The 24,796-nt window shown below is 62.3% G+C and carries 43 protein-coding genes and 1 tRNA gene; 20 read left to right on the top strand and 24 right to left on the bottom strand.

The genetic code is table 11. The annotated features are described in order from the left end of the window. Positions 1 to 56 precede the first annotated feature (56 nt). On the bottom strand, positions 57 to 1,076 hold the full coding sequence (locus tag ACXAED_RS15435) for an NADP-dependent oxidoreductase (RefSeq protein WP_475051178.1): 1,020 nt from the start codon (positions 1,074 to 1,076) through the stop codon (positions 57 to 59). Between the two features lie 191 nt (positions 1,077 to 1,267). Here ACXAED_RS15435 and ACXAED_RS15440 point away from each other — a divergent pair, with 191 nt between their 5' ends. Continuing rightward, complete coding sequence (locus ACXAED_RS15440) at positions 1,268 to 2,053, top strand: inositol monophosphatase family protein (protein WP_019295568.1); 786 nt, start codon at positions 1,268 to 1,270, stop codon at positions 2,051 to 2,053. A 143-nt stretch (positions 2,054 to 2,196) separates the two neighbouring features. Here ACXAED_RS15440 and ACXAED_RS15445 read toward each other — a convergent pair whose 3' ends face one another. The 4 genes from ACXAED_RS15445 to putA are packed head-to-tail and all read right to left on the bottom strand — an operon-like array spanning position 2,197 to position 7,198. Next, positions 2,197 to 2,574, bottom strand: coding sequence for a GFA family protein (locus ACXAED_RS15445; protein WP_475051180.1), 378 nt, complete (start codon positions 2,572 to 2,574; stop codon positions 2,197 to 2,199). Positions 2,575 to 2,606: 32 nt separating this feature from the next. After that, complete coding sequence (locus ACXAED_RS15450; protein WP_475051181.1) at positions 2,607 to 2,957, bottom strand: hypothetical protein; 351 nt, start codon at positions 2,955 to 2,957, stop codon at positions 2,607 to 2,609. Between the two features lie 3 nt (positions 2,958 to 2,960). Then, positions 2,961 to 3,731, bottom strand: coding sequence for a rhomboid family intramembrane serine protease (locus tag ACXAED_RS15455; RefSeq protein WP_475051183.1), 771 nt, complete (start codon positions 3,729 to 3,731; stop codon positions 2,961 to 2,963). 53 nt (positions 3,732 to 3,784) lie between these two features. Next, the gene (gene putA, locus ACXAED_RS15460) at positions 3,785 to 7,198 is read right to left on the bottom strand and encodes a bifunctional proline dehydrogenase/L-glutamate gamma-semialdehyde dehydrogenase PutA (RefSeq protein WP_475051184.1); all 3,414 of its coding nucleotides are present in this window, start codon (positions 7,196 to 7,198) and stop codon (positions 3,785 to 3,787) included. Between the two features lie 125 nt (positions 7,199 to 7,323). Here putA and ACXAED_RS15465 point away from each other — a divergent pair, with 125 nt between their 5' ends. The 3 genes from ACXAED_RS15465 to ACXAED_RS15475 all read left to right on the top strand — a co-directional run bounded on the left by ACXAED_RS15465 (position 7,324) and on the right by ACXAED_RS15475 (position 8,657). Beyond that, the gene (locus ACXAED_RS15465; protein WP_475051186.1) at positions 7,324 to 7,794 is read left to right on the top strand and encodes an Lrp/AsnC family transcriptional regulator; all 471 of its coding nucleotides are present in this window, start codon (positions 7,324 to 7,326) and stop codon (positions 7,792 to 7,794) included. A 66-nt stretch (positions 7,795 to 7,860) separates the two neighbouring features. Further along, positions 7,861 to 8,466: a tetratricopeptide repeat protein gene (locus tag ACXAED_RS15470; protein WP_475051187.1), complete on the top strand. Its 606-nt coding sequence runs from the start codon at positions 7,861 to 7,863 to the stop codon at positions 8,464 to 8,466. 105 nt (positions 8,467 to 8,571) lie between these two features. Further along, a tRNA-Leu gene (locus ACXAED_RS15475) sits at positions 8,572 to 8,657 on the top strand. Positions 8,658 to 8,767: 110 nt separating this feature from the next. On the opposite strand, the gene ACXAED_RS15480 is transcribed toward ACXAED_RS15475, so the two are convergent. The 18 genes from ACXAED_RS15480 to ACXAED_RS15565 form a co-directional block, all read right to left on the bottom strand. Then, positions 8,768 to 9,814: a tyrosine-type recombinase/integrase gene (locus tag ACXAED_RS15480; RefSeq protein ID WP_475051189.1), complete on the bottom strand. Its 1,047-nt coding sequence runs from the start codon at positions 9,812 to 9,814 to the stop codon at positions 8,768 to 8,770. Then, positions 9,811 to 10,020: a hypothetical protein gene (locus tag ACXAED_RS15485; protein ID WP_475051191.1), complete on the bottom strand. Its 210-nt coding sequence runs from the start codon at positions 10,018 to 10,020 to the stop codon at positions 9,811 to 9,813. The genes ACXAED_RS15480 and ACXAED_RS15485 overlap by 4 nt, the downstream gene beginning before the upstream one ends. Further along, positions 10,020 to 10,262 (bottom strand): hypothetical protein, encoded by a 243-nt coding sequence (locus tag ACXAED_RS15490; RefSeq protein ID WP_475051193.1) that lies wholly within the window; start codon positions 10,260 to 10,262, stop codon positions 10,020 to 10,022. Before ACXAED_RS15490 ends, ACXAED_RS15485 begins: the two co-directional genes overlap by 1 nt. Beyond that, positions 10,259 to 10,633, bottom strand: coding sequence for a hypothetical protein (locus ACXAED_RS15495; protein WP_475051195.1), 375 nt, complete (start codon positions 10,631 to 10,633; stop codon positions 10,259 to 10,261). Before ACXAED_RS15495 ends, ACXAED_RS15490 begins: the two co-directional genes overlap by 4 nt. Continuing rightward, a complete protein-coding gene (locus ACXAED_RS15500; RefSeq protein WP_475051196.1) occupies positions 10,630 to 10,962 on the bottom strand; it encodes a hypothetical protein in 333 nt (110 codons plus the stop codon). Before ACXAED_RS15500 ends, ACXAED_RS15495 begins: the two co-directional genes overlap by 4 nt. 286 nt (positions 10,963 to 11,248) lie before the next feature. Continuing rightward, complete coding sequence (locus tag ACXAED_RS15505; protein WP_475051198.1) at positions 11,249 to 11,890, bottom strand: Lar family restriction alleviation protein; 642 nt, start codon at positions 11,888 to 11,890, stop codon at positions 11,249 to 11,251. Beyond that, positions 11,887 to 12,183 (bottom strand): hypothetical protein, encoded by a 297-nt coding sequence (locus ACXAED_RS15510; RefSeq protein ID WP_475051199.1) that lies wholly within the window; start codon positions 12,181 to 12,183, stop codon positions 11,887 to 11,889. The genes ACXAED_RS15505 and ACXAED_RS15510 overlap by 4 nt, the downstream gene beginning before the upstream one ends. Continuing rightward, positions 12,180 to 12,509 (bottom strand): hypothetical protein, encoded by a 330-nt coding sequence (locus ACXAED_RS15515; RefSeq protein ID WP_475051201.1) that lies wholly within the window; start codon positions 12,507 to 12,509, stop codon positions 12,180 to 12,182. The genes ACXAED_RS15510 and ACXAED_RS15515 overlap by 4 nt, the downstream gene beginning before the upstream one ends. A gap of 5 nt (positions 12,510 to 12,514) precedes the next feature. Continuing rightward, the gene (locus ACXAED_RS15520; RefSeq protein WP_475051202.1) at positions 12,515 to 12,778 is read right to left on the bottom strand and encodes a DUF2312 domain-containing protein; all 264 of its coding nucleotides are present in this window, start codon (positions 12,776 to 12,778) and stop codon (positions 12,515 to 12,517) included. 45 nt (positions 12,779 to 12,823) lie between these two features. Beyond that, a complete protein-coding gene (locus tag ACXAED_RS15525; protein WP_475051204.1) occupies positions 12,824 to 13,048 on the bottom strand; it encodes a hypothetical protein in 225 nt (74 codons plus the stop codon). A gap of 159 nt (positions 13,049 to 13,207) precedes the next feature. After that, positions 13,208 to 13,585 carry an HNH endonuclease gene (locus tag ACXAED_RS15530; RefSeq protein WP_475051205.1) on the bottom strand — a complete coding sequence of 126 codons (378 nt, stop codon included), beginning with the start codon at positions 13,583 to 13,585 and terminating at the stop codon, positions 13,208 to 13,210. After that, positions 13,582 to 13,926, bottom strand: a complete 345-nt coding sequence (locus ACXAED_RS15535; protein WP_475051206.1) for a hypothetical protein — start codon at positions 13,924 to 13,926, stop codon at positions 13,582 to 13,584. Before ACXAED_RS15535 ends, ACXAED_RS15530 begins: the two co-directional genes overlap by 4 nt. 1 nt (position 13,927) lies before the next feature. Next, positions 13,928 to 14,116 carry a hypothetical protein gene (locus tag ACXAED_RS15540; protein ID WP_475051207.1) on the bottom strand — a complete coding sequence of 63 codons (189 nt, stop codon included), beginning with the start codon at positions 14,114 to 14,116 and terminating at the stop codon, positions 13,928 to 13,930. Beyond that, entirely contained in the window at positions 14,116 to 14,709 is a 594-nt protein-coding gene (locus tag ACXAED_RS15545) for a hypothetical protein (protein WP_475051208.1), read from the bottom strand. Before ACXAED_RS15545 ends, ACXAED_RS15540 begins: the two co-directional genes overlap by 1 nt. Then, positions 14,706 to 15,404, bottom strand: coding sequence for a lambda exonuclease family protein (locus ACXAED_RS15550; RefSeq protein WP_475051209.1), 699 nt, complete (start codon positions 15,402 to 15,404; stop codon positions 14,706 to 14,708). Before ACXAED_RS15550 ends, ACXAED_RS15545 begins: the two co-directional genes overlap by 4 nt. Positions 15,405 to 15,503: 99 nt before the next feature. Then, positions 15,504 to 15,776, bottom strand: a complete 273-nt coding sequence (locus ACXAED_RS15555; protein ID WP_475051210.1) for a hypothetical protein — start codon at positions 15,774 to 15,776, stop codon at positions 15,504 to 15,506. Then, positions 15,773 to 16,156, bottom strand: coding sequence for a hypothetical protein (locus ACXAED_RS15560; protein WP_475051211.1), 384 nt, complete (start codon positions 16,154 to 16,156; stop codon positions 15,773 to 15,775). Before ACXAED_RS15560 ends, ACXAED_RS15555 begins: the two co-directional genes overlap by 4 nt. 5 nt (positions 16,157 to 16,161) lie before the next feature. Next, entirely contained in the window at positions 16,162 to 16,596 is a 435-nt protein-coding gene (locus tag ACXAED_RS15565) for a hypothetical protein (RefSeq protein WP_475051212.1), read from the bottom strand. Positions 16,597 to 16,751: 155 nt separating this feature from the next. Between ACXAED_RS15565 and ACXAED_RS15570 the strand changes: the two genes are divergently transcribed. Beyond that, on the top strand, positions 16,752 to 17,153 hold the full coding sequence (locus ACXAED_RS15570) for a hypothetical protein (protein ID WP_475051214.1): 402 nt from the start codon (positions 16,752 to 16,754) through the stop codon (positions 17,151 to 17,153). Between the two features lie 142 nt (positions 17,154 to 17,295). Here ACXAED_RS15570 and ACXAED_RS15575 read toward each other — a convergent pair whose 3' ends face one another. Then, positions 17,296 to 17,685, bottom strand: a complete 390-nt coding sequence (locus ACXAED_RS15575) for a helix-turn-helix domain-containing protein (RefSeq protein ID WP_475051216.1) — start codon at positions 17,683 to 17,685, stop codon at positions 17,296 to 17,298. Positions 17,686 to 18,004: 319 nt separating this feature from the next. On the opposite strand from ACXAED_RS15575, the gene ACXAED_RS15580 reads away from it, so the two are divergent. The 15 genes from ACXAED_RS15580 to ACXAED_RS15650 all read left to right on the top strand — a co-directional run bounded on the left by ACXAED_RS15580 (position 18,005) and on the right by ACXAED_RS15650 (position 24,339). Next, entirely contained in the window at positions 18,005 to 18,235 is a 231-nt protein-coding gene (locus ACXAED_RS15580) for a hypothetical protein (RefSeq protein WP_475051217.1), read from the top strand. Continuing rightward, complete coding sequence (locus ACXAED_RS15585) at positions 18,232 to 18,516, top strand: hypothetical protein (RefSeq protein ID WP_475051219.1); 285 nt, start codon at positions 18,232 to 18,234, stop codon at positions 18,514 to 18,516. The genes ACXAED_RS15580 and ACXAED_RS15585 overlap by 4 nt, the downstream gene beginning before the upstream one ends. Further along, positions 18,513 to 18,803, top strand: a complete 291-nt coding sequence (locus ACXAED_RS15590) for a hypothetical protein (protein WP_475051220.1) — start codon at positions 18,513 to 18,515, stop codon at positions 18,801 to 18,803. Before ACXAED_RS15585 ends, ACXAED_RS15590 begins: the two co-directional genes overlap by 4 nt. Next, positions 18,796 to 18,957, top strand: coding sequence for a hypothetical protein (locus ACXAED_RS15595; RefSeq protein ID WP_475051221.1), 162 nt, complete (start codon positions 18,796 to 18,798; stop codon positions 18,955 to 18,957). Before ACXAED_RS15590 ends, ACXAED_RS15595 begins: the two co-directional genes overlap by 8 nt. Continuing rightward, positions 18,954 to 19,127 (top strand): hypothetical protein, encoded by a 174-nt coding sequence (locus ACXAED_RS15600; protein WP_475051222.1) that lies wholly within the window; start codon positions 18,954 to 18,956, stop codon positions 19,125 to 19,127. Before ACXAED_RS15595 ends, ACXAED_RS15600 begins: the two co-directional genes overlap by 4 nt. Beyond that, positions 19,124 to 19,432, top strand: coding sequence for a hypothetical protein (locus ACXAED_RS15605; RefSeq protein WP_475051223.1), 309 nt, complete (start codon positions 19,124 to 19,126; stop codon positions 19,430 to 19,432). The genes ACXAED_RS15600 and ACXAED_RS15605 overlap by 4 nt, the downstream gene beginning before the upstream one ends. Before the next feature lie 109 nt (positions 19,433 to 19,541). Next, the gene (locus ACXAED_RS15610; protein WP_475051224.1) at positions 19,542 to 19,664 is read left to right on the top strand and encodes a hypothetical protein; all 123 of its coding nucleotides are present in this window, start codon (positions 19,542 to 19,544) and stop codon (positions 19,662 to 19,664) included. After that, on the top strand, positions 19,661 to 20,131 hold the full coding sequence (locus ACXAED_RS15615) for a helix-turn-helix domain-containing protein (RefSeq protein ID WP_475051225.1): 471 nt from the start codon (positions 19,661 to 19,663) through the stop codon (positions 20,129 to 20,131). The genes ACXAED_RS15610 and ACXAED_RS15615 overlap by 4 nt, the downstream gene beginning before the upstream one ends. Next, positions 20,112 to 21,605 carry a DEAD/DEAH box helicase gene (locus tag ACXAED_RS15620; RefSeq protein WP_475051226.1) on the top strand — a complete coding sequence of 498 codons (1,494 nt, stop codon included), beginning with the start codon at positions 20,112 to 20,114 and terminating at the stop codon, positions 21,603 to 21,605. The genes ACXAED_RS15615 and ACXAED_RS15620 overlap by 20 nt, the downstream gene beginning before the upstream one ends. Positions 21,606 to 21,607: 2 nt before the next feature. Next, positions 21,608 to 22,540 (top strand): DUF7146 domain-containing protein, encoded by a 933-nt coding sequence (locus tag ACXAED_RS15625; RefSeq protein WP_475051228.1) that lies wholly within the window; start codon positions 21,608 to 21,610, stop codon positions 22,538 to 22,540. Then, positions 22,537 to 22,881 (top strand): helix-turn-helix domain-containing protein, encoded by a 345-nt coding sequence (locus tag ACXAED_RS15630; RefSeq protein ID WP_475051230.1) that lies wholly within the window; start codon positions 22,537 to 22,539, stop codon positions 22,879 to 22,881. The genes ACXAED_RS15625 and ACXAED_RS15630 overlap by 4 nt, the downstream gene beginning before the upstream one ends. Beyond that, positions 22,881 to 23,126, top strand: a complete 246-nt coding sequence (locus ACXAED_RS15635) for a hypothetical protein (RefSeq protein WP_475051232.1) — start codon at positions 22,881 to 22,883, stop codon at positions 23,124 to 23,126. The genes ACXAED_RS15630 and ACXAED_RS15635 overlap by 1 nt, the downstream gene beginning before the upstream one ends. A 12-nt stretch (positions 23,127 to 23,138) precedes the next feature. Beyond that, positions 23,139 to 23,465, top strand: a complete 327-nt coding sequence (locus tag ACXAED_RS15640; RefSeq protein WP_475051233.1) for a hypothetical protein — start codon at positions 23,139 to 23,141, stop codon at positions 23,463 to 23,465. Positions 23,466 to 23,485: 20 nt separating this feature from the next. Beyond that, entirely contained in the window at positions 23,486 to 24,097 is a 612-nt protein-coding gene (gene nusG, locus ACXAED_RS15645) for a transcription termination/antitermination protein NusG (protein ID WP_475051234.1), read from the top strand. Beyond that, complete coding sequence (locus ACXAED_RS15650) at positions 24,097 to 24,339, top strand: hypothetical protein (RefSeq protein ID WP_475051236.1); 243 nt, start codon at positions 24,097 to 24,099, stop codon at positions 24,337 to 24,339. The genes nusG and ACXAED_RS15650 overlap by 1 nt, the downstream gene beginning before the upstream one ends. The last annotated feature ends 457 nt before the right edge of the window (positions 24,340 to 24,796 follow it).

Genomic DNA, 24,796 nt, shown 5'->3' on the forward strand with positions numbered 1-24,796 from the left:
CGGCGCCTGTGCCCGCTCCGCGCGGTTGCGCAATCCGGCAGGTGCCGGCGCGCGGCTCAGACCAGTTTGACGATCTGCTTGCCGGTATTGCCGCCCTGCATCATCGACAGAAAGGTCTTGGGCGCGTTCTCCAGTCCTTCGGCGATGTCTTCCAGATACTTGATGTCTCCGCTGGCGATCTTCGGGGCCACCTCCTGCAGGAACGCCGCATAGCGGTCGTAGTGGTTGAAGATGATAAAGCCATTGACCGACAGGAACTTGGTCAGCACCGAGCGCCAGATCGCAGGCGCGGTCAGATCTGTCTCAGCACTGTTGTACCAGGCGATCATGCCGCAGACCGGGATACGGCCGAAGTTATTCATCAAAGGCAGCACCGCCTCCAGCACCTTGCCGCCGACGTTTTCGTAATAGATGTCGATGCCGTCCGGGCATTCCGCCGCCAGGGCCTCGCTCAACGCTTCGCCATCCGCATAGGCGCGGTGGTCGAGGCAGGCGTCAAAGCCGAAGGTTTCCACCGCCAGTTTGCACTTGTCCGCACCGCCGGCGATGCCGACCACGCGCAGGCCTTTCTGCTTGGCCAGCTGGCCGACCATCGAGCCGACCGGGCCGGTTGCGGCGGCAACCACCAGCGTTTCACCCGCTTGCGGGCGGCCATAGGCGTCCAAGCCATGCCAGGCGGTAAACCCCGGCATGCCGAGAGCGCCAAGCGCGGTGGTGAGCGGCGCCATATCCGGGTCCAGCTTGCGGATGTCGGGGGCCTGTGCGCAGGCGTGGCTGGCCCAGCCGAAGGCGCCGAGGGCAAAGTCGCCCGGGGCAAAGTCCGGGCTGTTGGAGGCAATCACTTCCCCTACGCCGCCTGCGGTCATGGTCTCGCCGATCTCGACCGGCGGGGCATAGGACTTGCCTGCATTCATGCGCCCGCGCATGTAGGGGTCCAGCGACATATAGTGAACCTTCACAAGCACTTCGCCATCACCGGGCTGAGGCATGTCCACGCTTTCCAAGCGGAAGTTCTCTTCGCTGGCCTGGCCTTCGGGGCGGCTGGCCAGCACGATACGCTGCATTTGGTCGGGCATGAGAGCTCTCCTTCGATTATTTGCAGCCGAGACTGGGCCTCGCCGGGGCGGAATTCAACCGCTTACCGGGCCGTGACCGGGCGTCAGAGCCGATACCCTCTTTCCGGTAAAGCCCCTTGGCAATTGGGGGCAGGGGGCGTATAGGCACGGTTTGACCCGGCATCTCCCCGACGTGACAGGATTCTGCAGACATGATTGGCAGCGCAAACCTCAATGTGATGATCAAAGCCGCCCGCAAGGCCGGCCGTTCCCTGGTGAAAGACTTCCGCGAGGTGGAAAACCTGCAGGTGTCGATGAAAGGCGCAGGTGATTTTGTCTCCAAGGCCGACATCGCCGCCGAGAAAATCATCAAGGAAGAGCTGCGCAACGCCCGCCCGACCTATGGCTGGATTGCGGAAGAGGGCGGCGAGATCGAGGGGGAAGACCCGACCCGCCGCTGGATCGTCGACCCGCTGGACGGCACCACCAACTTCCTGCACGGGCTGCCGCACTGGGCGATCTCTATTGCGCTGGAACACAAGGGCAAGATCGTTGCGGGCGTGGTTTATGACGCTGCCAAGGACGAGATGTTCTTTGCCGAGAAGGGCGCAGGCGCCTGGATGAACGACACCCGCATCCGCGTGTCGGGCCGCCACCGGATGATCGAGTCCATCTTTGCCACCGGCGTGCCGTTCGGCGGCCGCGCCGACCTGCCGCTGACGCTGCAGGATCTGGCCCGCCTGATGCCCGCCTGCGCTGGTGTGCGCCGTTGGGGTTCCGCGGCGCTGGATATGGCCTATGTGGCCGCTGGCCGCTACGAAGGCTTCTGGGAACGCCGCCTGAACCCGTGGGACCTGGCCGCAGGCATCATCATCGTGAAGGAGGCCGGAGGCCTGGCCGAAGCGATCGACCCGGAGGCAGGCATCATCGACAGCGGTTCCGTCGTCTGCTCGAACGAGCCGATCTTCGAGAACTTCGCCAAGGTGATCCGCGGCTGAACCGGCCTGAGAAAATGAGATTTTGAAACGCGGCCTCTGTGCCGCGTTTTTTGTTGTTGCGGAGGATATTTTTCTACGATGAGGGCTGTGCCCGCCTTTGGGGGCGGACGGGCGCTGCCTGGCCTATCGGCCAGGCGTAAGAGTTATTGGTCCGACGGATGGTTCACCCCGTCGTTCCACGGGATCTCGCCATAGGTCTCGGCGTGCGTGCGCGGGTTGGCGCCCTCGATACAGCCCAGGTTGACACCGCATTCCTTGGGGTCGGAGCGGCGCTGGTGGTGGGTGTAGATGCCGCAGGTCTTGCAGAAGTAGTGTTTGGCCGTGTGGGTGCCCCAGGTGTAGAGGCTGAGGTTTTCCTCCCCTTTCAGCACCTTCAGGCTGGCGGTCAGGGCGGTGACGGCAGCCGCCCCGCGGCGGCGGCAGAAGGAACAGTCGCAGCGCGCGGCGGAGGCGAGGCCTTCAGGGAACTCCGCCTCGATCTCGACAGCGCCGCAGTGGCAGGTGGCTTTCAGGTGGGGCATGTGGGGTTCTATATCCGGGCGAAACCAGGAAGTTAGCTGTCGCTCCAGAAACCTTTTCCTGTAATTTCAAACTCTTTATAGCTGAGCTTGATTACTCGTAACGTCACAAAGATCTCAACATATTTGGCCTGCTCATCAATCATTAGATCACGTACCTCATACTCATGAATTTCATCTTCGGAAATGTCTTCCAGTAATTGGGCGCCTGTTGCGGTGATTGAAACCAATGCCTTAGGACCCAAGTAGTTCCAGTAATCCGGGTAGACTGCGAGATGCAGCGCAAAGTCGCCTGGCGGCGGCTGGGGCAAAGAAACACTTACAACATCCATGTTGTAAGCCACGTCACTTCCGGGCGGAATGATCTGGCTTAGAAACGATTTCACTATTCACTTTCCCCAAGGTCCGGGAGTGCGCTTCTTGCGCGGCAGCTTGGGGATGCGGCTGGCGGAGTATTCATACTCGTTTTCCGGATGCGGCGGCTGGCCGTGGGTGCGGTTCCAGAACGCCGGGCCGCCGCGGCGCAGCCACAGGGGCAGGCACAGGATCAGCCCGACAGAAAATCCTCCGGCATGGGCCCAGTAGGCCACGCCGCCCTGGTCGGGATCCGCGCCGAGGCCTCCGAGGAACTGCATCGCCAGCCACACCCCCAGCATTACAAAGGCGGGGATCGAGAAGATGCGGAAAAAGACAATCAGTATCAGCAGGATATCGACGCGGGCCTTGGGAAACATCAGCAGGTAGCCGCCCATGATGCCGGCAATCGCACCGGACGCCCCCACGGTGGGCACTATGGAACCGGGCGCCGACATCACATGGATCAGCCCGGCGCCAATGCCGCTGGCGAGGTAGAACAGGAGGAAGGGGATATGCCCCATCTCATCCTCCAGGTTGTCGCCGAAGATCCACAGGAACAGCATGTTGCCGCCCAGGTGCATCAACCCTGCATGGATGAAGAGAGAGGTGATGAGCGTCTCAAACCCGTAACCGCGGCTGATCTCGGCCGGCACCACCGCGTAGGCGTCATAGAAATAGGCAAGCGCTAGGGGCGAGGCGTAGCTGGCCGAGTAATAGAAATAGGCCAGAATATTCGCCGCCATCAGCGCATACACGACATATGGCCTGCGGCCGGACGGGTTGTGGTCGCGGATCGGAAACATGGGGGAACGCTGGGCCGGAAAGGGCCCAGCGTCAAGTGCTCAGCGCCGGTAGCTCAGGCGTTGCCGCCCAACAGCGCCGCGTTGCCGCCCGAGGCGGTGGTGTCGACGCAGACGTGGCGCTCTGCCAGGACGCGGGCGCGGTCGGGCTTGCCGGGGATCAGCGGGATGATCGGGCCGTCGCGCTTGGCAAGGCATTGCTCAATGTCGCGCCCCGTTTTCTCATCGCCCCACCACAGCACGCCGGAGATGCCTTCGATGGTTTCCAGCTGGTTCAGCCCGAGAAGGCCATGCGCCTCAATCGCGGTGCCGCCGAGGCTGATCACCTGTTTTGCCTGTTCCGCGGCGGCCTCCGGCCCCGGGCCCATGCACAGAAGCGGCGGGCGGGCCGAGACCGTCAGGCGGTTCGATTCACCGGTTGGGCCAGGCAGGGAGGTGGTCATCGGTTGCGCGGGAACGCCGCTTGCCCCGGGAAGCCCGGCAGCTTCGGTCTCCCACTCGTCGTGGACCTGCTGCCGGTCCGGCGCGCAGAAGCGGTTGAGGTAGAAGGGGCCGCCTGCCTTGGGGCCGGTGCCGGACAGCCCCTCGCCGCCAAAGGGCTGGCTGCCGACAATCGCGCCGATCTGGTTGCGGTTCACGTAGATGTTGCCCGCATGCACCCGGTCGCAGACATGCTGCACCCGGTCGTCGATGCGGGTGTGCAGCCCGAAGGTGAGCCCGTAACCGGTTGCGTTGATGTCGGAAATCACCTGGTCCAGTTCGTGCGACTTGAACCGCGCCACATGCAGGACGGGGCCAAAGATCTCCTCCTCCAGCGCGCTGATGCCTGGCACCTCAATCATAGTGGGCGCCACAAAGGTGCCGCCCTGCGGCGCCATCAGCTCCTTCATGACCCGGCCTTCAGCCCGGGCCAGGTCGATGTGGGCCAGGATGCCTGCGCGGGCGCCTTCGTCGATGACGGGGCCGCTGTCGGTGGACAGGTGCCAGGGATCGTCCAGTTTCAGGCAGTCCATCGCGCCCTTCAGCATCTTCAGCACGGTGTCGGCAATGTCATCTTGCAGGTACAGGCAGCGCAGCGCCGAGCAGCGCTGGCCCGCGGATTGGAAGGCGCTTTCGATCACCGCCTGCACCGCCTGTTCCGGCAGCGCGGTGGAGTCGACGATCATCGCATTGAGGCCGCCGGTTTCCGCAATCAGCGGGGCGCCCGGCTGCAGGTTGTCGGCCATCGCCTTGCGGATGCGCAACGCGGTGGCGGTGGAGCCGGTGAAGGCGACGCCGTTGACACGCGGGTCAGAGGTGATGGCAGCGCCGACAACGCTGCCGCGGCCCGGCACCAGCTGCAGGGCGCTGCGCGGCACCCCGGCCTCGTGCATCAGCTGCACGGCGCGGTGGGCGATCAGCGGCGTCTGGTCTGCAGGTTTGGCCAGCACCGCATTGCCCGCGGCCAGCGCGGCCGAAACCTGACCGGTGAAGATCGCCAGCGGGAAGTTCCACGGCGAAATGCAGGAAAAGATGCCCGCGGGCGGCGCGTCGGGAATGCGCGCCGCGTAGTAGCGCAGGAAATCCACCGCTTCGCGCAGCTCCGCCACGGCATCGGGAATGGTCTTGCCGGCCTCGCGGGCAAGGATGGCGAACAGCTCGCCAAAGTTCTCCTCATAGAGATCCGCGGCCTTGTTCAGGATGGCAGCGCGCTCTGCTGCCGGAGCATCCCAAGGGTCGGCCACGGCCAGCGCCAGTTCGATATCCTCGGCGCTGCACTGGCTGACGGTGCCGGCGACACTCAGGTCGGTCGGGCTGGTCACGTCTTTTGCGGCCTCCGGCTGGGCATCGCCGGCCAGCAGCGGCCCGGCGTGCCACTGGTGGCTGCGCCACGGCGCGCGGGCTTCTTCGATCTTCGCCAGCGTCGGCGCGTGGCCCAGGTCGAAGCCCTTGGAGTTCGGCCGCTCCGGCGCATAGAGCTCCGGCCCGGTCGGGATCTTGCGGGTAATGTCTTCAACCGCGGCGAACGGGTCGGCGGCGACGACTTCCGGCGGCACGTTTTCGTCCACGATCTGGTTCACAAAGGAGCTGTTGGCGCCGTTTTCCAGCAGACGCCGCACCAGGTAGGCCAGCAGGTCGCGATGCGCGCCGACGGGCGCGTAGATCCGGCAGTTGGTCTTGTTCTGTTCCAGCACCATCTGGTGCAGGGTCTCGCCCATGCCGTGCAGGCGCTGGAATTCGTAAAGACCCTTATCCATGCCATCCGCCATATGCAGAATAGCGGCGACCGTATGAGCGTTATGGGTGGCAAACTGCGGGTAGATCCGGTCTGTCAGCCCCAGAAGTTTGCGGGCGTTGGAGATATAGGAAACGTCGGTAAGCGGTTTGGAGGTGAACACCGGGAAGCCGTCGACCCCCTCGACCTGCGCCTGCTTGATTTCGGTATCCCAATAGGCGCCCTTCACCAGCCGCACCATGAAGCGGCGGTTGTACTTTTCCGCCATCTCGTGCAGCGCGTCGATCGCCAGTCCGGTGCGGGGCCCGTAGGCCTGCACCACCACGCCAAAGCCGTCCCAGCCCGCCAGCGCCGGGTCGGAGACCACGGCGTCGATCACTTCCAGCGACAGCGACAGGCGGTCGGCTTCCTCGGCGTCGACATTCAGGCCCATCTTGGCGGCTTTGGCCAGCAGCGCCAGCGCCTTGAGGCGCGGCACAAGATGCTCCATCACGCTGGCGTCCTGCGCCAGCTCATAGCGCGGGTGCAGCGCCGACAGTTTCACCGAGATGCCGGGGTTCTTGCGGATGTCGTCGCTATTGCAGGCGGCAGCAATCGCCGAAATCGCCTTGGAATAGGACAGGTGATAGCGCGACGCGTCGGCCTCGGTGCGGGCGGCTTCGCCCAGCATGTCATAGGAATAGGTGTAGCCCTTGGCTTCCATCCCGGCGGCGCGGTTCATCGCGCTTTCAATGGTTTCGCCCAGCACGAACTGGCGGCCCATTTCCTTCATCGCGCGGCTGACGGCGGTGCGGATCACCGGCTCGCCCAGGCGTTTGATGGCGCCGCGAAGCGCACCGATGGGGCTGCGCTCCTCGTCCAGCACCTTGCCGGTCAGCATCAGCGCCCAAGTGGAGGCGTTGACCAGCGAGGAGGTGGATTTGCCCAGGTGCTTGCCCCAGTCGGAAGGCGCGATCTTGTCTTCGATCAGCGCGTCGATGGTGTCGGCGTCCGGCACCCGCAGCAGTGCCTCGGCAAGGCACATCAGGGCGATGCCTTCCTCGGTCGACAGGCCGTACTCAGCGAGGAAAACCTCCATCATCCCAGGCGCCGAATGGCCGCGGATGTCGCGCACCAGGGCGGCGGCATTTGAACAGATACGGGCGCGGTCGGCCTCGGAGAGGGCGGCTTGGGCAATCAGCTGGTCGCGCATGGCGGTCTGATCGGCATAAGTGCCGGCATCGATCCGGTAACGCAGCTTGGGTTGGGTGGTCATGCAGGGAACTCCACAGAAAACATGCAGGGCTTTTGCTTAGATTACACGCTTTCCCGCGGGACAATCGCCCGAAAATGTGACACAAGCAGGTCGAATGGATGAAAAGATGAGAATTTGAGGTTCAAATGGCCTTCTCCGACATCGACAGGTTCGACCGCGCGATTCTGAATGTGCTGGCGGAGGACGGACGGATCTCCATCGCTGATCTTGCCCGCCGGATCGGCCTGTCGAAAACTCCGACCCAAACCCGGCTGCGGCGGCTGGAGGCGGAGGGGATCATCACCGGCTACCGTGCGCTGGTCGATCCGATCCGGCTGGGGCTGGATCATGTGGCATTTGTCGAGGTTAAGCTGGACGACACCCGGCAGGCGGCTCTGGCCAAATTCAACGCGGCGGTATCCAAGCTGCCGGAGATTGAACAGGCCTACATGATGGCCTCGCATTTCGACTACCTGCTGAAAGTGCGCACCCGCTCGATGACCGACTACCGGGCGGTGCTGGGGGAAAAGATATCCTCGCTGCCGCATGTCTCCTCGACCTCCACCTACGTCGCGATGGAGGCCGTGAAGGAGGACGGAGCGCTGGGGCCGCTATAGCGCGTTGCGGATGCAGCGCGCGCACAGTTGACTTGAACGAAACCGTAATTGTGCCAGCATAAGGGCATGTCCTGTTCTGTGTTCCGCGCCCCGTATTTTCCGGTCTGTTTTGTCTTGGCGGCTGCCGCCGTGCCGCTGATTTCGCAGGCTGCCGCGGCGGATTGCCCGTCCGCGCCTGACCACAGCACTCCGCTTGAAGCGCTGCTGAGCGAGGTTCAGGAGGCTGACAGCGAGGCGCAGGCCCGCGAGATCGCCAACCGGATGTGGGAGTTTTGGGCCGATGCTCCGGATGAGCGCGCGCAAGAGATCCTGAACCGCGGCATGACCCGGCGCTCGTCTTTTGATTTCCTAGGTGCGCTGGAGGATTTCGACCAGCTGATCGACTATTGCCCGGAGTATGCGGAGGGCTACAACCAGCGCGCCTTTGTGCATTACCTGCGCCGGGATTTTACCGCGGCGCTGCGGGATCTTGACCGGGCGCTGGAGCTTTCGCCGCGCCATGTCGCGGCGATGAGCGGGCGGGCGTTGTCGCTTTACGGCTTGTCCCGGATGGAGGAGGCGCGGGAGGCGCTGGCCGCGGCGCTGGCGCTGAATCCCTGGCTGCCGGAGCGCTATTTGGCCGATCCGGGCGGGCCGCTGGCGCCGCCGGGGGCAGGCGACGTTGAATTGTAGTTGCACACGGAACCCAGAAAATTCCCGGCAAACGCCGAAAAGCGATTGTCCGCCTGAAATCAGGAGGCTAGACCTGCTGTTGTAGCAGCGCATCAGATGCTGCACGCGGACGTGGTGGAATGGTAGACACCGGAGACTTAAAATCTCCTGGCCTTATGGCCGTGCGGGTTCGAGTCCCGCCGTCCGCACCATTGATTTTAAAGGGAAATCAGCGCTTCCCGCAAGCCGCTAATTGCAGGCGATCTGCGCCACTCCCACACCCGACTCCCACAGTCACGTTCTGTTCCTGTTCTGGTCCAGGCTATGTCCGTCGCTGCTGGGCCGACCGGGACAGGGCCTTGCGGCTGGCGCGCGCGCGGTAATAGGCGACCATTTCGGCGCTTTGGTTCGTCACAGCCTGGATCTCGGCGTCACTGCATCCGGCTTCGGCAAGGCGGATGATTGCCAGCTTTCGCAGGCCGTGCAGCACGTACTTCGCAGCCTTCGGCCCCAGATCATCCCGCCAGGCGCGGAACGCCTTGGAGACGGCCCAATAGCCGCGCGGCTGCGTCAGGTTCTTCGCCAGCACATAGGCGCCTTTGCGCGACGCTGAGGCGATGAAGGTGCGCAGCTCTGCCGGGCAATAGACCTCGATCCGCTCGTCGTTCTTTTCGTCCAGAACACTCATCCAATCGCCGTCGAAGTCCGCGAATTTCATGGAGATTGCGGCGTTCGGGCGTTGGCCGGTGTTCAGGATCAGGAAAGCGGCCGTGCGCACGTCCTCCGGCGCCGTGTCAAGCTTATCCACCATCCATTGCGGCCAAGGCTCGTATTCGCGCTGCTTGCCGTAGTGATCGACGCCTTTTGTCGGGTTGTCGCCAAGCGGCCAGTCCAGCTTGTTCGCGCCATAGTTCCACAGCAGGCTGACGGTTTGCAGGAAGCGGTCGGCCTTGCGCGGCGTCTCGGACAGCTTGGCGTGAGCCGCGCGAACGGCCGCCTTGGTGGTGCGGCGCACGTCCTTGTCCGCGTTCTTCTCCAGAATACCCTCCATGTCGCGCCGATAGGTCTTTTTCGTGCCTTCGGACAGCTTGCCCTGCACCCGCGGGTCTTTGCGCCAGGCGTCGATCAGCGCGCGCCATGTGTGCTTGGCCGGCGCCTGCTGTTTCTCATGCTTGCCGGTCGCGCATTCCCAATAGAGCGCGTCCAGGCGCTCGGCATCGCCCTGCCAATCCAGTTTCACGGCGCGCTCGCGGCGCTTGCCGCCTTCCGTCCACGTCACCCGGTGATATGGATCCCAAACGCTGCGGCGCTTGTTCCACTTCCACGCAAGGTGCGGCTTGGCGATCCTGGGCTTGGCAGGTTTTCTCACAGCTCAAAGTCCTCGGACGGCCGGGCGGCCTTCCCGCTGAGGATGGCGCGCAGATCGTCGGTGCGCCAGCGTTCTACGCCATCGGCCAGCCGCACCGGGCCAGGCAGGGCGCCGCAGCTCACCAGCTTGCGGAAGCGGGAGACGGACAGATCGAGGAATGCGGCTGCATTTGCCTCTCTGAAGGCCGCCGGCTCATGCTTGCCCATCAGCTTCCCTCCTTCGGGTTCGGCTCGCCGCGAACTTCCCTCTCGACTTCGCGGATGTAGCCCATCCAGAAATCAAGCCGCTCAAGAAGCCGCGTCGGATAGTCGTCGGTGAAGCCGCGGATCGGCCCGAGGTTTTCCTTGGTAGCGTCGGCGGCTTCCCGAGAAAGCCCGGCGAGGGCAAAAGTCAGTCGGTCTCCTGCGTCCCAGTCTTCCACCTCTCTGTTCTCAAGCTTAACCATCATTCCCCCTCCTTTGCGATGAGAGGCTCCCAGTTCTCAATCAAGCGTTCTGCATGATTAGCGAGAAATTCCCGCGCGACAGGCTCATCATTGCGGCACACATTGATCTCATGTGAGGCCAATAGCGCCTTGCGCTGGTGAACCATTTGTACCATCAGCCGCGCAATGCGGTCAGTGTCGCTGCCGTTGTAATCGGCTAGATCCCAGTCACTGCCCTCACGCCAATCCCAGCGCACAACCAGGTTTCTGTCGATGTCAGAATCGCCGAAGTCGGCCAGGAACAGTTCTAGGCTTTCCCATTTGGTATGGCAGTCTCGACCGAAGTAGTTCCCTTCTGTCATGTAGTAGGGGTGATCTGTTTCCCATAGTCTCACTTCCCTTCCTCCTTCTCCAGCTTGGCGAGGACGTTGCGCACTGCCGTTAGAGCGTGATCTTGCGGACTGTCGCCATTGGCGGGGTAGTCCACCACCTGATAGCTGGTGGCTAATGCGCTTTCGGCCTCCCGCAGCGCCTCCGCCAGTTCCTCAGCGTGAAGGCGGGCGGGAGATACTGGGGCAAATGCGAAATCAGCCCAAGGCTCGTAGCGATCAAGTGCATGTTGTGCCGCATCATTGTCCCCAGACCGAACAGCCGTCCGTAAATCGTCATAGGCAGCCTTGATTTTTGCTACTCGGGTGCTCCCATACCGATCCGGCGCGCTCATGACTGGCCCTCCTTCATTGGGCAGTTTGTGACGGGCGGATTTGCCGACGAACAATCCCCACCACAGACCGGACACCCGCAACTACGAAATATCTCCAGCGCCGCCTCCAGCCTCTCTATCCGCGCGGCCTGGGATTGGATGAGGCCGCGCAACGGGCCAACCGCCTCCAAAGCATCTGCCCCCTCTCCATAGGCGGTGCTTTCCTGCCCGGCGTCGCATCCTTGCTCAAAACACAATTGGTTGTGCTGGCGCCGCAGGAAGGACGCATATCGCTTCACCCGATCACTCATGCCTCTGTCCCTTCTGCGAGTGCCTTAAGGATTGCCCCGAAGATTCTACCTGCGAACACCTTGTCCCGCAGTTCCCAGCCATTGGCGCATTCTGCTACCATTGCGGTATGGATATGGTCGGCCACCTCGCCGCGTCCGCAGGCACTCAACAACACCCTTGCCGCCTCTTGTGGCGACAGCGGGGGCTGGGGAGAGAGGGCGGAGAGGATGCGGCGCTCGTAATCGGCTTGGGCAGCGGATTTCAGTGGGGAAAGGTCATCGTCATGATGCCTGTCCATAATCATTTCGCTTGTGGAGCGGACATGTTGCCACCATCGCGCGTTGTCGTGGCTGATTAGTTCCACATAAAACCCGGAGAAGTCGTCGGTGTCGTCGCAAATAAAATAGGTGCCGATCTGGGTAACGGCTTTCGTCCATACTTCCGCATCCTTGTCGTCCACCCACTCCAGCGGCTTCACTTCCACGGCGGGGGCCGGGCGGGTGTTCCAGTAATCTTTAACGTCCTCTGGAACGTATGGTCCGCGCGCCTTGCAGTCGCCGCATTTGACCCATTCATGACTGTTTCGGAAATCATCCTCGACAACGAGATTCTCACTCCCGCAGAACGGGCACGGCAGCAGTTCGGGTTTCGCGTTCACGCTGCATCCTCCATCCAGAACGGGGGCTGTTCCCCCAGAAGCTCCCACCCGGCAGGGGTGAGAGTAAGGCGGCCTGACGGCTCGCGGCGGTCGATCAGGTCCGCATTCAACAGGCTGGCGACTGAGGCGGGGAAAGACCTGTTCCCCTTGCCCATCTTCTGTTGCAGATCCCAGGACTTCGGCGGGCGGCGCATGTTGTGCGCTGCGTCCTTCAGCTCGTGCATGATCCGCATCGCCTGCGCATCGGCGCGGATGCGGTCGGTAAGCGAGGGGATGGGGGCGAAGAAGGTCATGCGGTGGCGCCCCGTCTCGCTTCCCTGCCGGCCAAAATCTCGGCCATCTCCGATGGTGTCGGGTCACGTCGCTTTTCGCACGCCTGACACTCCATCTTTGTGTATTCAACCGGCGCGGTGAAAGTTGGCTTGAAGTCGTGGGGTTCCCCGTTCAGGCAATCTGCTTCCCGAGGGCTGTAGTAGAAAGAAATCGACGTGTAGAAGACGAAATGCTTCTCGCAGTCCCAGCACTCGTAATGGTGCGCTTCATCTTCCGAGAAGCCGAACCCGTCGTCGTGGCAAACCTCGATATCAGCGCCGCAGTATGGACAGTTCATATCGCTCATTTCGCTCACATCCCCAACGCTTCTTTATACATTCCCAGCACCGCCTCTTCCTCGGCGATATCGTTCTGGTCGCGCTTGCGCAGGGCGATGATCTTTCGCATCACCTTGGTGTCGTAGCCGCGACACTTGGCTTCGGCGAACACCTCTTTCTGCTGATCAGCGGCGGCCTGCTTTTCCGTTTCGAGCCGTTCCACGCGCTCAATAAAGGCCCGCAGCTCGCCCGCGGTCACGCGCATGTTTTCGCTCATTTCGTTCTCGGTCATGTCCATGCTCTTTCTCCTGTCTCACTGGTTCTCAGAAAGTGACCGGGCTAACTACTCGTCAGACGCCTTGATGCCGATAACCGAAACATCATCCTCGCGATCAATTACGCCGAACCCACACCCTTGGCGCAGCAAGGGCGCAAAGGGGCGCAGGGCCTGCGCTAGGGCTTGGCTAAGCGCCATGTTGTCAAGGCCCACCGCCTCTATCTTGCGCGGGTCAAAAGCGCCTTCTTCTCCGCTGGTGCCTGCGCCTGTGATAAGGTCGATCTCTTCCATCTTATTTCCTCTCTATGCCTTCCTCAGAAAGTGACCGGTCGGGTGAATGATTGGCGCATTCGGTAGCGCAATGACCAATGAACTTCCCAGATGCTCGCGCCTGGCGTTGTGCCAACGCTTCGTATCAAGTTGCTGCTGTGCCCGGTCACTGTCAGAGGATCAGCGGGGAACCCATGTCCCGTCGATTTTTCGTTTCCACTTGCTGCCCTTGGAGCCGGGCAGGGTTGATTTTGGCTTGTGAAGGCCCAGGTCCTTGTTCCGCTTCCGGGCCTCGACCGACTTCTGCGCAACGTCGGCGTTGGTCTTCACCCGGTGGCAAGGACGGCGCAGGGCGCGCAGGTTGCCCTCCCGGTTCTCGCCGCCCAGGATCAGCGCGGTTTCGTGGTCGAACTCAATAGCCTCGCCAGAGGCGCCAAGCTTGACGCCGCAGCCGCAGGCGCAGATCCCGTCCTGCGCCATGATGATCCGGGCCTTGACGCGCGCTGGGGCCGGGGTGGTGTCGGCCTTCCCGACCCATTCTTTGACGGGGCGGCTCATGCTGCGCTACCATAGCCGCGCTCAGCGGCCCGCTGATTGGCATTCAAAGAGCGCCAGTACTCGATTTGCATCTTGGCCCCTTCGCGCAGCGCCCGCAGCTTCTCGTATTCTCCTGCAACCAGCGCCAGCTCATTGACCGCAGCAAGATACTTCTGGCTGGCATAGGCTTCCCGTTCCTGTGCCGCGGCGCTCTTTTCATCGCTGTGCTTCATCGCCATTGCCTTGACTACGCGCAGCATGTTCTCCGCCTTGGTCAGGTCAGCCTTGGCAGCGGCAATCTCTGCCGCGCTGTCGATCAGGTATTGCGTGGCCTTCGCGGCCCTGTTCATCGAGTTTTCCATGTCACCCGCTCCCCACCATTGCCCATTCGTCCAGCATCACGCTGCGGGCTTCCTCATAGGTGCAGCCGCACTGCTCAGCCGCCATTTCAACGCACAGGCGGTAATCATCCTCGCCCAGCAGCGGAACGGTGCGCTTCATGGCGGCCTCGTTCTCGGCGTAGGCCTCGCGGATGGCTTTCCGGTCGATCATCAGAACCCACCATCCGCCGGCACAGTCAGCGCCACTTTGCGCTCATCCTTGCGCTGAACAAAGGCCTCGACGGTGTGGAAGGCAGGGCGCGACTTCCAGACCTGCACCAAAGCATCCATGTTTTCTGCCGCATCCAGTTCCGCCAGGGCGTCATGCAGTTCCTCGGCGGTCGGCTCCTGCGGCATCTTCTGGCTTTGCTGCGCTGCCAGCGGCTTGACGGTGTGCTGCTTCTTCTTGCCGCGCGTCTCGGTCAGATAGAAGGACTGCGGCCTGTCCATTTCGGACATGTGCGAAATGCGGATGCCGCCAACCTTCATCCCGCCGTATTTGACTTCCGGGTCCAGATAGAGCGTCATGGAGCGGCCGGCATAGGTCGCGCTGTCGTCGCCCCAAACCCGGATCAGCAGGCGTCGCATGGTCTTACAGGGCTTGAACGGCTTGCCGTTGTCGCCTTCGAAGTGAATCCAGACCGGCTGGTCCTCGGATGTGTTGACCTTCACCCCGGTGATGCGGACGGTGAGCGGGCCGCCGATCAGATCCTCGGCGTTGAGCTGGTCGGACTTGGCGGCGATGGTGTGCAAGATCGAGGTCACAGGATCATCCCTTCATAGTCAATGCGTTCGGTCGGGGTGTAGACAGAGGCGTCAGAGGTCGCGGCCTGATACTCGGCAATGATGCCTTGAACGGTTGCCTCGAATGCCTTGGCCGCATCAGCGATAGCCGCCTGATAGTCGGCGTCCGGGTAGACCCGGTGAACCATCATCGGCAGGCCGTGCGAGAAGCTGATGAAGTCCAGCCAGTCGCGCCCGGAGAGCAGCAGGCCGGTTTGAACCTGCGCCATGTATTCCTTCGGGATACCTTCGCCGCGCTCGCGAGCGGTGATGCTGGCAAGGTGCAGGTGCGGGTCGCGGCTTTTCACCTCGATCAACCCGTCCGCGCCGACCAACCCGTCAGGTGAGTATCCGAAGTGCGGGAAGCGGTCATTGGTGATGAAGCCCACCTCGGACACGGGCGCATATTTCTTGCTGTAGAGGTCGCGCGCGACTTCTTCGTCAATGTGGCCGCGCAGCATCTTTTCCGTGGTGAAGGTTTCTTCGGGAATGCCGGTGATGCGCTGAATGGCGATCTTGTTTGCCAGGGCGCGGGTCTTGTCGTTCGCGGCCAGCTTGAGGGTTGGCGTCACGATTTCCTTGACGACGCTGGCGGTCAGGACGCCGCAGCGGATCTGCAGCCACTCGTCCGAGCCTTGCTCTGCGTCGTGCAGTTTGACCGGGGAAACTTGGTTCATATCTCGCTCCTTTGAAAAGCCCCGGCGGGCAGTTTTGGGCAAAACGAGGCCCGCCGGGGTGAGGTGGCGCACGGCGGTAAAACGCGCGCTACAGGGAGTTCAGAAGGCCGGAGCCATGATGTAGAGGCCGATTGCCAGACCGGCGGCGAAGGCCAACGCAGAGAAGGCGCAAACGTCGGTCAGGTCGCCCACGCGCTGGTAGCGCTCAGCGGCTTTCTTGCCCGCCTTCCAGCCCTCGATGTAGCTGGCCTGTTCTGCGAGTTCGAAAGCCTCATCCATGGTTCCCCGGCGGCCGCTGCCGTGAGTGGTGGTCTTTGCCGCCGGGGTGGCAGCGAGGGAGGGCGCTGCCGGGGTTGTGGTGATGTAGGTCATGCGCTGGCCTCCCGGAATGCGTTGAGGGCAGCCAGCTCATCCTTGAAATCATCCTCAAAGGTATATCCGCCGTGCTCAACGAGATCCTTCATCATCACCTCCGCCAGCGCAGCGAACCCCTCCGCCGCCAGAGCGATGCGCTCCAACTGAGGTACGCGGGCGATGCGGCGGGCGTTGGCGTCGCGCTCACTCCTGGTAATACCGCCAATATGCTCAGCGCTGAAAACCGTTGCGATGCTTCCGCGGTACTCATCTGCGGAGTTGTCCTCAATGGTCCAGTAGAGCATCTCATCCTCTTCACCGAACGCCTTTTCGGTAATCCATTCCGCCGGCGACCCCGCCTCACGGTCTGCTTTGATCTGGTCGAAAATGGTGGTCACGCGCTTCACTCCGCTGCCATTGCGCCGCCGGTAACGCGGTCGCCGTTTTCGTATTCGGTTTGCATTTGGTCGGTCAGGAATTGCTCGTACCGGCTCAGCTCTGCCTTTGCGGCAGCCGTGTCCTCGCTGATGAAGTCCAGCAGGTCGCAGCGGTACGGGTCAGCCAGATTGCGGCGGATGGTCAGGCCGGAAACCTTGATGGCGGTAATCTCGCCCTCAACGTCCCAAGTCGCTTGGTCGTAGCCGGTGGACGGGTCCGCATCTTCGCGGGTCACGTCGAAGGCGAAAGCCGCCTCAACAGCCAGAGAGCCGCAGTCAATGTCGAAATCTGCGAGGTGCAGCATTTCTGTGAAACGGCGGCGCGGGCGGCGAGGGGCCATCCTCAAGCTGGCCCGGGTTTCAGCGTAGTGGCTGTGAAGCGCTTCGGCGGTGCTGTGCATGTCTCGGTTCTCCCTTGCTTGAGACTAAGCTACGCTATTCCCGTAGTTTGCGCAAGAGGCTTTCGAGAAAAAATTGCGGTATGTTCGTAATTCGTGTACCAAGCAGCATGAACATTGGCAACATACCACCGCTATCAGCAGAGGAGCGCGGCCTGATGGAATTTCAGGTTCGGTATGGGTTTGCCATTCGTTCGCTGGGCTTATCCTACGGGGGAATGACCATCTTTCGCATACTGTCAACGCATGGCGGCGGGTGGTCGATCAGCGCCCTGGCTGAGTTCTCCGGCATGTCGCGCGCAGGCGTTCGCAGCATCCTGCGGGCCGGTGAGGGCGACGGCGCGTTTGAGAAAGGCCCCAAAGGCTACAGCATGACAGATGAGGGCGCGCGGTTGTTCTCGCTCATCCATAGGCAGGCGGTAGGAATCAGCATGGGCCGCCGCGCCGGGTTCACCCATGAATTGATCCGCTACATGCGCGACCTTGACCTGCCCAACCCAACGTCAAACGCGGCGCGCCTCAGCTTCTCAATCCTAAAGCCAATCAGAATAGACGGTTAGGGGTGGCGGAAACTTCCACCATAAAACTTGCGTAAATCGCCAGTGTAGGAATATATTTTGAGCATGGATAAAGACACTGAACAATTCATGGCTGAATTTCAGCGATTGAGCATTGATGCTCAAAGCCAGGTCCGCAAGGCGGTCACTCTTTTGCGGCTAGGGATGCAACCAGCTTGCGCACTACCTCTTTCTGCTCCTCCGAAAGGGCAGCGTAGTCCTCACGCAGTTTGATATCATCGGGATCATCATCGCCCTCTATAAGCTCTGAGGGCGGCACCCCAAGCGCTCGCGCAATTGCGTCGAGCCGGATGCTGTTGATTGGGCTGTCTCCGCGCTCAAGATCCGCGAAGTAGCTGGGGGAGACCCCGGCCAACTCCGCGACAACCCTTTGGGTTAGCTTCTTCTGCTTACGGATCTCTTTGATTCTGAGCCTCATTTCCCCCATATAGCGTAGTTTCGCCGCACGTGTGGGCGGATAATACCGTATTTTGTCCTTGCGCTTACCTACGATTATGCCGTAGTTTTGAGCCATGCTGACATTCTCCGAATACTTCAAAACATCCAGTCACACCCGCGCCGAATTGGCGCAGGAGCTAGGTATTAGCTACTCGTACCTGTGTGACCTCGTTCGCGGGGAGTGTCTCCCCGCCGTGCGGCTCGCTGTGAAGATCCAGCGCGCCACCAAAGGGGCTATCCCTGTCGAATATTGGGCTGCGGAGGCTGCTGATCCCCCGCTGAGCCGTTCTGCCTAATACGGATATAGCGTAGCAGGCTGGAAAGTTCAAGATTTCACGCTGGCTTTTTGGGGCCTTAGCCGAAAGAGCCGCCAGCTACCCGAAAGGAGTAGACGTATGAGTGACCTATTGCGGCGCATCGACGCGCACCTGACCCAATGCCATCGCGAAGACGACGACAGCGAATTGCTGCTGGTGGAGGCTAAGGCTGAAATTGCCCGCCTCACCCTCGGGCTGGAAAGCGTGATCGACGCGGCAGACAGCTTCTGCGACGGTGATGGCGACTTTGTTGCTGGGCAGGTAAAGGTCCGCGCTTACGCCACCCTGAACGGGGAGGCCGACCAGTGACCCGTGGTTCCGCAATGCAAGCCGCCCTGGTCGAGCTGAGAAAGGACCCGGCCCGCAGCTCCAAAGAGATCGCCGCGGCCTGCGGCCAGTCTGCTGAGTACGTCCGCACTGTCGCCCGCCGCCACGGCATTTCCGTTGGCATCAAGCGAGTGCCGCGCGGCATCACCTATGTGAACCGCTGCTGGCTGGAAGCGGAAGCCAAGAAGTCCGGCAGCACCTATCTGGACATGCTCAACGCGGTTTTGAACGACGCGCGTTGCGAAGCGGAGGAGGTGGCATGAGAAAGCGCCCGATCACCGACGCCATCCTGGCAGAGCTTCACAGCGACCCGCACCGTTCGGCAGAGGAAATCGCAAAGGCCGCTGGCAGCACCGCCGCAAGCGTTCGCGCCATCGCCTGCCGCGCCCAAGTCAAGTTTGGCGTCAAGGGTCCGCGCCGCGGCCTCAGCGAAGAAAACAGCCCCTGGGTTTGGGAGTTGGCGAACTCCAGCGATTGCACCTTCACCAGCGCGCTTAACGCCATCGTCACAGATGCGCGCTGTGAGGCAGAGGAGGCAGGCAATGTCTGACCCTATCCTGCGCAAGATCCGCGCCCAGAAAGCCGCCTGTATGCTCACTGCGCTCCGTAGCTGGGCCATCAGCGAAGAGCGTTGGGAAGACCCGATCCACCAGCCCGCATACGACGCCAAGCTGGCCGAGCTGAAAGAGCGGTGGCTGAAATGAAACGCACAGCCGCCATCGCCGCCTATCAGGCCGCCAAGGCCCGCAAGGACACCAGAGGCCAGCACAGCGCCCGTGAGGCCACCTATCGCGCCACACACGCCATTCTGGCCAACCCGCCTCGTCAATCACTCGCTGCCCGCCTCTGGGCGCGCATCTGGGGGAAAGCATGAGCAGACGTTACGCCGCAAAGGTGGATGCCAACCAGGCGGAGATCGTCGCCGCCCTGCGCGCGGTCGGCGCAACCGTCACGCCGACGCACACCGCTGGTGCCGGGTTCCCGGATCTGGCTGTCGGGTTTCGGGGCATCAACCTGCTGATTGAGGTGAAGGACGGCACCAAGCCGCCAAGCGCCCGGAAGCTGACGCCAGACCAGGAGAAATGGCACGCCACATGGACCGGGCAGAAGGCTGTCGTGTCGAGCGTGGCCGAGGCCCTGGCGGTTCTGGGCATCGAATTTCGGGGGCAGGTATCGTGAGAAAAGCCTTTGAAAATAAGGGAAATTCCCTTATAAACGAGCAAGAGGCCGAGCTGCGCCAACAGCCCGACCTCTCTAATCAAAGCGACCCTAGTAAGGAGGATCGGCAGTGACTGAATTCAGTCAGTATTATGATTCCACACGCGTGGACAATCAAGAAAATTCCGACAACTGGCGCAGCATCGGAGAGATCGCCCGCCGTCTGGCTGAAAAAGCCGGGGGTGCCAAATGAGCATCCGGGCAATCAATTGGGCAATCGACGTGTGCAAGCGCATTGGCGCACCGTCCCGACACCGCCATGTGCTGCTGATCATCGCCAGCCACCACCACGACAAAACTGGCGACTGCTTTCCCGCCTATGACACCATTGCAGAAGGCTGCGGCGTGAGCCGTCGCAGCGTCATGCGGTTCGTTGCTGAGCTGGAAGAAAACGGCCTGTTGGTTGTCCAAAAGCGCCGCAAGAACGGCCACCAGGGGAGCAACCAGTTTGTGCTTTTTGGCCGCCCCGCTGGCAAGAAGTGGCTCGAAACCAGAGTGACAAAAAAAGCACCCTGCGAGAGTGACAACAGTGTCACCCTGCCCAGAGTGACACCCGTGTCACCCGATAGGGATTGGTATAATAGGGGCGACAGCACCGGCCCCGCAAACGTTCTGAATTTCCCTAGCCAGAAAGTGGCGAATGGGGGTTCCGATGTTTGACCTGTTCCAGACTTCCCAAGCCAAACCGAAAGACCTTCGTCCGCATCAGCGCAAGGCCATCGAGCTGATCCGCAATTCTCTGGCACAGGGAAATACCCGGGTTGTCCTAGAGGCGGGAACTGGTTTTGGCAAAACACTGACCTCGGCAAAGATCATCGAGGGCGCTCTGGCTAAGGGTAACCGGGTGATTTTCACCGCGCCCGCCGTCAGCCTGATCGACCAGACCGTCAGCGCGTTCGAAAACGAGGGAATCCGCGATATCGGCGTGATGCAGGCGAACCATCCCCGCACCGATGCGCTGGCAACGGTTCAGGTCGCATCGGTGCAAACGCTGGCCCGCCGTGAAATCCCAGAGGCTGCGCTTGTGATCGTGGACGAATGCCATCTGCGCGCAAAGGTGATCGAGGACATGATGGCCGAGCGCCAGGACGTGGTTTTCATCGGCATGAGCGCCACGCCTTGGGCGCGCGGTATGGGCCTGCTGTGGCAGGATAAGGTTACGCCCATCACCATCGGAGAGCTGATCGAGAACGGCTATCTCTCCAAGTTCACCGTGTTCGCCCCGGATGTGCCGGACCTGAGCGGCGTGAAGACCGTGGCAGGCGACTACCACGAGGGCGAGGTGGCCGACGTGATGGAGGGCAAGGCCCTGATGGCGTCAGTGGTCGAGACGTGGCTTGCCCGCGGCGAGAACCGCCCAACGCTGCTGTTCGGCGTGAACCGGGCGCACGCAAAGCAGCTTTCCGAAGCCTTCGAGCGCGCCGGGGTGGCAACTGCCTATGTGGACGCCTTCACCGACAGCGTAGAGCGCCAGTTGATCGAAAAGCGGTTTCGGGCGGGCGAAGTCAAGGTGGCCTGTTCAGTCCGCACGCTGACCACGGGCGTTGACTGGCCGGTGAGCTGCATCATCGACGCGGCGCCCACCAAGTCGATCATGCTGCACGTCCAGAAGATCGGTCGCGGCCTGCGGGTGAACGAAGGCACCGAGGACTTGCTTGTGCTGGACCACGCGGGAAACAGCCTGCGCTTGGGGCTGGTGACAGACATTCACCGCGACGGCCTGGACGCGACCCCCAAGGGCGAGCGCCAGCCGGTCGAGCGCAAGGAAAAGCTGCCCAAGGAGTGCGGCAACTGCGCGGCGCTGATTACGTCCCTCACATGCCCGTTCTGCGGCCATGAGCGCAAACCCGTGGCAGGCGTGGAGACGGTCGACGGGGAGCTTGTGGAGCTGACCCCGAAGAAGAAGCCCGCACCCACCAAGGAGGAAAAGCAGCGGTTCTATGGCATGTGCCTGTGGCTGGCGAAAGAGCGCGGCTACAAGCGCGGCTGGGCGGCAAACCTCTACAGAGGGAAGTTCGATGTGTGGCCCCGCGGCCTGGATGATGTGCCGGCGGCTCCTGATCAAGCGTTTCTGAATTACGAGAAATCCCGCCGCATCGCCTGGGCGAAGAAAAAAGCGAAGGGGGCGCAGTGAGCATGTTCCACGAAAAGACCACCCACGCGGCCCGCGGCAAGTGGAAGGGCATTCTGCTGAGCCTCGGCATCCCGGAGAAATCCCTGAGCGGCAAGCACAGCCCGTGCCCGCTCTGCATGTCGAAAGACAACTTCCGATTCGATAATAAAGATCAGCGCGGGACGTACATCTGCACCTGCGGCGCTGGCGACGGCATGAAGCTGGCAATCGAATACACCGGCAAGAGCTTCGCCGATGTGGCCCGGCTGATTGACGATATGGTCGGCAACGTGAAGGCGGATGCGCCGCAGCGCCCGGCCATGACCGACGATCAGCGCCGGGATGTTCTCAAGCGGACCTATCTGGAGACGCAGGAGGTGCAGCCGGGCGATCTGGTTCACACCTACCTCGCTGCCCGCGGCGTTGATGATCTGATCTATGCGCCGGCCATTCGCTTTGCCCCCAAGCTGCGCGACGGCGAGGGCGGCATTCGCCCGGCGATGGTGGCAATGGTCGGCGTGCCGGGGCAGGGCAAGTTCGTGTCGATGCACCGGACATTCCTCAAGCCAGATGGTTCTGGAAAGGCCGAAATGGCAGCGCCCCGCAAGATGATGCCTGGGGACCTGCCGGAAGGCGCATGCGTCATGCTGTCGGACTACACGCCCGGCGGCCCACTGGGCATCGCTGAGGGCATCGAAACCGCGCTGGCGGCATCGGCAATCTACGGCATCCCGGTTTGGTCGGCGATCAATACCGCGATCCTCAAGAAGTGGTGGCCGCCGGAAGGCTGCACCGAGGTCGCGATCTTTGGCGACAACGACCCGAAGTTCGGAGGCCACGCAGCAGCCTGGACGCTGGCGCACCGGCTTTCGGTCAAGGGCATCGAGGCAACCGTTCATATCCCGGACCAGCCGGGGAAGGACTTCAACGATATTCTGATGGAGCAGCAGGCATGAACGCAATGGTGAGACTGGCGGCGCAGGAAAACGCCCGCGCCAGCCGCGAATGGGATGATGGCAACCGGTCGCAAGGCGGCCACAAAGTCAAGACTGGCGCGTATCTGGTGGCAGAGTTCGCCGCCGCCAAGGGCGTTGAGGTGCTTGAGCTTCTCCGCAAGGACGGCAACGGTCGCCTGGGGCGCATCGGCGAGCTGCACGACCTGCGCTATGAGTGCTGGGCCATGCTGCGGGACAAGACCGCGCTGAGCTATCCGCAGATTGGCCGCATGTTCTCTGGCCGCGACCATTCAACCATCATCACCGGCGTCAAAAAACACCGGGCAAAGGAGGCGATCTGATGGCATACCCGAGAGCACAACCAGCCCCGCCGAGCTTCTGGGAGCGCGTTTGCGTTGCCCTGGCGGCACAGGGCGAGACCGTATCGAGCTGGGCGCGGGAGGCGCGGGCACCGCAGACCACATTTGCAGCCCACAAAGCCAAAGGCCAGCTGCCGCGCGATGAGGACGTTGACGCGCTCTGCATCCTCACCGGCTGCACCCGCGAGTTTCTGTTCAACCCCAACCCCGTTGACCTTTCGAGATAGCAGGAGGCCGCTATGAGCTACAAATACATCCGCGAGGAGCACAAGCTGGACCGGCAGAAGGCGCAGCAGATCCGCAACGCAGAACACATCCTGGAGGAAATCATAGGGCGGCAGAACTGGTCTGCCCCCGTCCGGGATAGCCTGGCCCGCACGTTAGCGCTGGTGGCCGATGGGCGGGAATTGCGGGAAGGTGCCGATCAGATGGCGAATGCGGCGTTTATCCTGCAGCGAGTTCTGTGCCGCCGGGTTTGGCCGGTGGGGCTGCAGGAGCGGCTTGCAGGGGCGCTGAAATCGGTTGCGGCAGGTGAGGCCCTGCGCGGCCCGCGTCACGCAGCATAGCAGGCAGGAGGCAGGCAGGAATGACATGGTATCTGGGCATCACGACGACGAAGATCGTCAAGCTCCCGCGTCACGTTCACTTTCGGGAGAATGAGGGTGACGAGGAATTGCCGGTAATCACGCAGGAGCGCGGAGAATTCGCCGTGGAGCGCCAGCTTCGCGCCCTCGGCATCGAGGCATTCGCCCCCCGCAAGATCGAATTCAAGCGCCAGGGCAAGAAGCGGCACGCTGAGCCGGTCACATCGGCCTACCTGCCGGGCTACATCTTCGCCGATATCCCGGCGGCTATGTTCACCAAGGCCATCCAGTGCCGCGGCCTCAGCCCGTCGCTGATGGCCGTAAACCCGCAGGAAGTCCGCAGGCATGTTCAGCCCTTCCTCAGCAAGGTGGAGCAGGAGAACGCCGAGGCGCAGCGCATCATCGACAGCCGGGACCGGGCGGCCATGTGCCAGTTCGAGCCGGGCGCTGCGCTGGAGGTGCTGGCCGGGCCGTTCATGGAGCGCGCCGCCAAGTTCCTGCGCATGGTGCAGGCGGCCCATGACATGCACCCGATGATTGAGGCTGAGGCGGAGATGTTCGGGCGCGCGGTGAAGGTGCGGATTGACCCGCTGGACGTGAAGGGGGCGGCGTGATGGATAGCAGCGCATTTAACCACTGGAGCAGCGTGAGCGGAAGTCAGATTGCTTGGCTCTTGCTGGGCGTCCCGGCAGTCATTTCGTGGCTGGCTGCCGGAGTGGCATGGCTTCTTGCCCCGCACCTTGGCTTGGAGCCGGACTTTATCCGCGTGGCCATGTGGGGCGCTGCGGGCTGGTACGGCTTGCTCGTATGTTTGTTTGGCGGCTGGTGGGGGCTACTTCTTTTGACCGCGCTGTGATGCCGCACAACCACTTGATGCATCCGCAAGATGTGGTATACTCTCGGGCATCTACCGAACTGCGCGTGTATCGCAAGGCTTAGGGCCGGCCACGTGGCGTACCGGGCGGGATACCCCGGAACAGGTGGCGCTCAATGGCGTTGCCGCAGACGCCCTATGTGCCGGTCAAGGCCGCAGAACTCGATCTTGGAGCATCGCCATGCAATCGCCCGGTAACGCGGGCATCAAGGCATATCGGGGTCGCGCCCCGGTCTCAGGTCCAGAGTAGGGCTGACAGGCGGGGAAAGACCCGCACAGCCGCTTTCCTGCGGTGCGACCTCCTGCCCCCGCAGGCTCCGGCAGCTCATCGTGCTGGATACAGGCCGCACCTCATGAGCGCGGCGGATCTCTCAAGGCAACTAAGATCGGTCGCGAAAAGTCCGTTTCCACTGTCCCGGCATGTTCGGTGATACGAGTG

The sequence above is a fragment of the Leisingera sp. ABM4_103 genome (genome assembly GCF_056158685.1).